Below are 4,756 nucleotides of genomic sequence, written 5' to 3'. Positions count from 1 at the left end.
GGCCGGGGCCGGGCCCGCGGCGAACCGCGGCGGCTCCGGCGCCGGCTGGTGGGGAGGAACCATTCCAGGCGCTTCCGGAGCGGGTGCCGTCGGCGGCGCCGGGACCGCGGGCGGCCGGCGCACCGGCAGCACCCCGGTCTCCCGGCGCGGTTCGGGCACGGGCTGGTGCGGCAGGTGCTGCGTCTCGCCGCCGGCCAGCGCGCGCCGGCGGCCGAGGCCTTCGGGCGGCACGGGGGCCAGCGGACCGAGCGAGTACCGGGCTCCGGGGGCGTCCGGCGCGCCGGGCCGGCCGAGCGCGTCGAGTCCGGACGCCTGGAGCGACGAGCCGTCCGGTCCGGCGGCCGGCGGCTGGTGGGGCTGGTGGCCCGCCGGCGCCTGGGGCTGGATCGGCTGATACGAGGGTGCGGACGAGAGTGAGGGCGAGGCTGGTGCTGCGGGCGCCGGCGCTGGCGAAGGCGGTGCGAACTGGCCTTCGGCGGCGGTCGGGGTCCGGTCGAACTGCTGGAACGAGGGCGACTTCGGCTGGCCTTCGGCGGGGTTCGCCGGGCGCTCGAAGCGCTGGAACGAGGGCTGGCCGGACTGGCGTGGCTGACCTACCTGACCTGGCTGGCCCGGCTGGCCCGGCTGGCCGGTCTGACCTGGCTGGCCCGGTTGGCCGTCGACAGCGCCTGCGGCACGTGCCGCGGCGGCTGCGGCAGCCGCGGCGGCCGCCGCCGGGTCGATGGGAGCAGGCTGATACAGCGGAACCGTGTACGCCTCGGCCTCACCGGCGCCGTATCCAGCGGGCGCGGCAGGGGCGGCAGACGCACTCCCCGTAGTGGCGTAGGCGTCGAACTCCGAAGTCGGCGTCGGCAGGCTGAAAGCCTCCCCGGGCTGCGACGCCCCGGGCACCCGGCGCGGCAGTCCTTCAGCCCCCGGCGGCAACGCGGCCGCAGGGCCCGGGTTCCGGCGCGGACGCGAAGGCGGCGGCGCGTGCAGCGGATCCGCCGGCGTCAGCGGCGGCCGCCCCCGCATCTCCAGGTTCTGAGCGTGCGCCTGCGCCGGGCTGGACGGCAGCGCCGGCACCCCGTTGGCGGCCGGCGCCGGAGCCGCCGCCGGCGTCCCGGTCGCGGCGGCCTCGGCGGCTTCCCCGCGCGGGGCCCGCGTCGAGGCCGACTCCGTGACCGGCCCGGCCAGCAGAAATCCGGGCACGTACACCCGCGCCGTGGTCCCGCCGCCGGTGGTCGGCGACAGCTCCACGGCGGCGCCGGTGCGCACCGACAGCCGGCCCACCACGAACAGCCCCAGCACCCGGGTCGGCGCCAGGTCCAGGCGCTCGCGGCGCACCAGGCGCGCGTTCTCCTGCGCCATCTGCTCCGGGGACATGCCCATGCCGCGGTCCACGATCTCGATCACGAACCCGCGCGCGGACAGCCCGACCGCGATCTCCACGCGCTGGCTGGCCGGGGAGAACGACACCGCGTTCTCGACCAGTTCGGCGACCATCAGGGTCATGTCGCCGACCGCGGACGGCGCGACCATGGCGTCGTCCTCGGCGATCAGCACCACGCGCTGGTAGCCCTCGACCCGGCCGACGGCCGAGCGGACCACGTCGGTCAGGCGCATCGGCGAGCCGGAGATGTTCGCCTCGCGCTCGCCGGAGAGCAGGATCAGGCTGTCGGCACCGCGCTGCAGCCGCACCGCGAGGTGGTCGATGCGGTACAGCCGGTCCAGCAGCACCGGATCGGTCTCGGTGCGCTCCACCTGGTCGATGATCGAGAGCTGGCGCCCGGTGAGGTTGTGGATCCGGTGCCCGACGTTGCCGAACATCTCCGCGGTGTTGCGCCGGATGGTGACCTGCCGCTCCAGCATCAGCAGCGCGGTCTCCTGCACCTTGTTGAACGCCAGCGCCAGGTCGCCGAGCTCGTCGTCGGTCGGCACCGGGATGGCCTCGAAGTCCGGCAGCTCGCCCTTCTCGCCGAGGTCCTCGTCGGTGACGCGTTCCAGGTCGGCCGCGGCGGCGCGGGCCACCCGGGTGGCGGCCGCGGTCAGCGCCACCACCGGCTGCACCACCGAGCGCCGGATCAGCCCGGAGAGCACCATCAGCGCCCCGGCGGCCAGCACGCCGACCCCGATCAGCAGGCCGACGGTGAGCTCGGCCTGCCGGGCGTTGTCCCGGGCCAGGCCGATGATGCGGTCGGTGATCTGGGCCTCGGCGGCCTCGCGCTGGTTGCTCGCGCTCTCGAAGGCCGCGGTCAGCGCGGTGCGGTCGCTCAGGGTCTGGATGTTCTGCAGGTTGACCTGGGTGTTGCCGTTGACGCCGCGGACCGGGTCGAAGGCCTGGCCGTACAGGGCCTCGGCCTTGCCCTGGTAGTCGCGGAAGACCTGGGCCTGGGTGGATTTCAGCAGCGCGGCGATGGCGTCGCGGTCGGAGGCGGCCGTGGACTGCTGCACCAGCCCGAACTGCACCTGCGCGACCTGGTCCCAGCGCAGCGCGGTGGCGTACTGCTCGCCGGCGTTGTACTCGGTGGGGCCGGAGGCGAAGGCGGTCAGCGAGGCCTCGCGCTGGCTCTCGGCCATGTCGCCGGAGTACAGCGCGGACAGCTCGGCCTCCAGCGAGGCGGCCGGTCCCCCGGCGGCCGCGTGGCCGCCGAAGTCCAGGGCCGAGACCATCTGCGAGTCGATGGCGCCGTACACGGTGTCGACGAGCTGCTGGACGTGCGCCTGCAGGACATAGTTCTGCGACATGCCCTCGCTGGCCGGCAGTTCACGCACGTAGCTCAGGTCGGAGACGGCGGCCAGCGCGGCCTTCAGCGTCGGCGTCGCGGTCTGGCCGAAGTCCCGGGTGACCTGGTCGACCTGGGCGTCGGTGGCGGCGATGGCGCTCTGGTACTCGCGGTCCTTGTCCGGGTCGCCGCTCATCGCCGCCTGGGCCTTGTCGCGCTCCAGCGACAGGTCCTGGATCAGCTGGCTGACGGACTTGGAGGAGGACAGGAAGTCCGCCGCCGAGTTCCACTGGCCGGCCACGTTGACCTCGTGGACCGCCACCGGGGTCATCAGCGCGGCCATGGCCACGGTGGGCAGCACGACCAGCAGGTCCATGCGGCGGCGGAACGGCAGCCGGCCGCGGAACGCCACCGGCTTGGCCGTGGCCGCGGTGCCGGCCGTGGTGCCGGCCGTAGTGGTGGCCGTGGTGATGGCGACATCGGCGCCCGAGCCCTGCGTCACGTCCGCACCGCCTCCCTTGCCCCGAGCGGTCATTGCTGTTTGATCCGGTTCCAAGCCGCGACCCACTGCGGGTAGGACGCGCAGTCGTCGCCGGTGCCGTCCAGGCAGTGCGCGGTGGGCGTGGCCCAGTAGTAGACGTTGGCCCAGTACGACGGGTCATCGGCGTGGTAGGTCGCGCAGAACCCGGGGTCGGCGGTCTTGGTGCACGCCCGGGTGTTCGCCGGGGCCTCGCCGACGTACTCCGCGACCTGGGCGTTGACCTGCGCGGAGGTGATGTAGTCCAGCCACTTGTAGGCGCAGGTCAGGTTCTTCGCCGTGGAGGTGACCATCCAGGTGTCCGACCAGCCGGTGCTGCCCTCGACCGGCTTGGCCGTGGCGATGTCGGCGTGCCCGGACTTCTGCAGGCCGTTCACCACCACCTGCCAGCCGATGCCGATGCTGTCCGCGCCCTTGGCGAAGGCGGCCTGCTGGTTCGCGCTGCTCGGCCAGTAGTCGCCGACCGCGGCGCGCTGCTTGGTCAGCAGTGCGACGGCGGCCTGGAACTGGGCCGGGTGCAGCGAGTAAGGGTCCTTGATGCCCAACGACGGCTGGCTGTGCATGAGGTACAGCGCGGCGTCGGCGATGCTGATCGGGGAGTCGTAGACCGACAGGTGGCCGGCCACCGACGGGTCGGGGTTGAACACCGAGCCCAGAGACGTCGGCGCCGGACTCACCTTGTCCTTGTTGTAGATCAGGACATTGGCTCCGCGACCCTGCGGGATGCCGTAGGGCACGCCGTTCACCGAGTTCCAGCGCTTGTTCTCCAACGTGGAGTTGATCTGCGCGTAGTTGGGGACCTTGGAGACGTCGACCGGGGCCACGTCTCCACTGGCTATCATCCGCAGGCTGGCGTCGCCGGAGGCGGAGACCAGGTCGTAGCGGCCGGACTTGACGTCGGCGACCATCTCGTCGGAGCTGCCGGCGATTTGGGCGTGCACGGTGCAGCCGGTCTGCTGCTGGAAGGGCTGGACCCACTGAGGCTCGGCGTAGCCGTCCCAGACGACCATGTAGAGGTCGCCCTCGGAGACCGCGCCGGGCTCGGCCATCGGCACCGGCGGGGGCGCGAAGGCGCCGGCGGCGCCGGATCCCGGCCCCGAGGAGCAGCCGGCGACCAGCGCCACGGCGGCGGCCATCGCGGCCAGGCGCGCCGTGATGGACCCGTATCGACGTCCAGGGGACACCGACCGCACTATCGCCATAGACCGGGGCGCTTTCTGTCACTCGTCGCTTGTCATGCCAGAGCCTTGCGTGGGGGGACACGGACGGCACGCGACCGTACGCGACGCGCTGCACACTACACGATCGTATGGTCAGTAGAGAATCAGGGAGCGTATGAAAAGGGCTGGATCCGCCGGGAGGCAAACATCAGTGCGTAGGGGTTCTGGCAGGTAAGCGTTGGCGGGGGCGGGGAACGTCGGATGCGCGCCGCGTGCGGGCGGGTTCGGCGGTATGGAGCGCTACTGATGTTCATCGGGGGAGCTGCGGGATCGGGGCGGGGTTCGGGTTCATC

The 4,756-nt window shown here is 73.0% G+C and carries 2 protein-coding genes; both read right to left on the bottom strand.

The window, feature by feature from the left end:
- Positions 1 to 3,240, bottom strand: a 3,240-nt coding sequence (locus GWK61_RS52830) for a sensor histidine kinase (RefSeq protein ID WP_194921843.1), incomplete at its 3' end; no start/stop codon positions are given.
- The gene (locus GWK61_RS52825; RefSeq protein ID WP_323748180.1) at positions 3,237 to 4,427 is read right to left on the bottom strand and encodes an ABC transporter substrate-binding protein; all 1,191 of its coding nucleotides are present in this window, start codon (positions 4,425 to 4,427) and stop codon (positions 3,237 to 3,239) included. The genes GWK61_RS52830 and GWK61_RS52825, both read right to left, overlap by 4 nt.
- Positions 4,428 to 4,756 lie beyond the last annotated feature (329 nt).

The sequence above is a fragment of the Catenulispora rubra genome (genome assembly GCF_015356825.1).
GTDB lineage: Bacteria > Actinomycetota > Actinomycetes > Streptomycetales > Catenulisporaceae > Catenulispora > Catenulispora rubra.
Note: the sequence above shows the minus strand (reverse complement) of the source record. Positions and strands in the feature narration are given on the sequence as shown.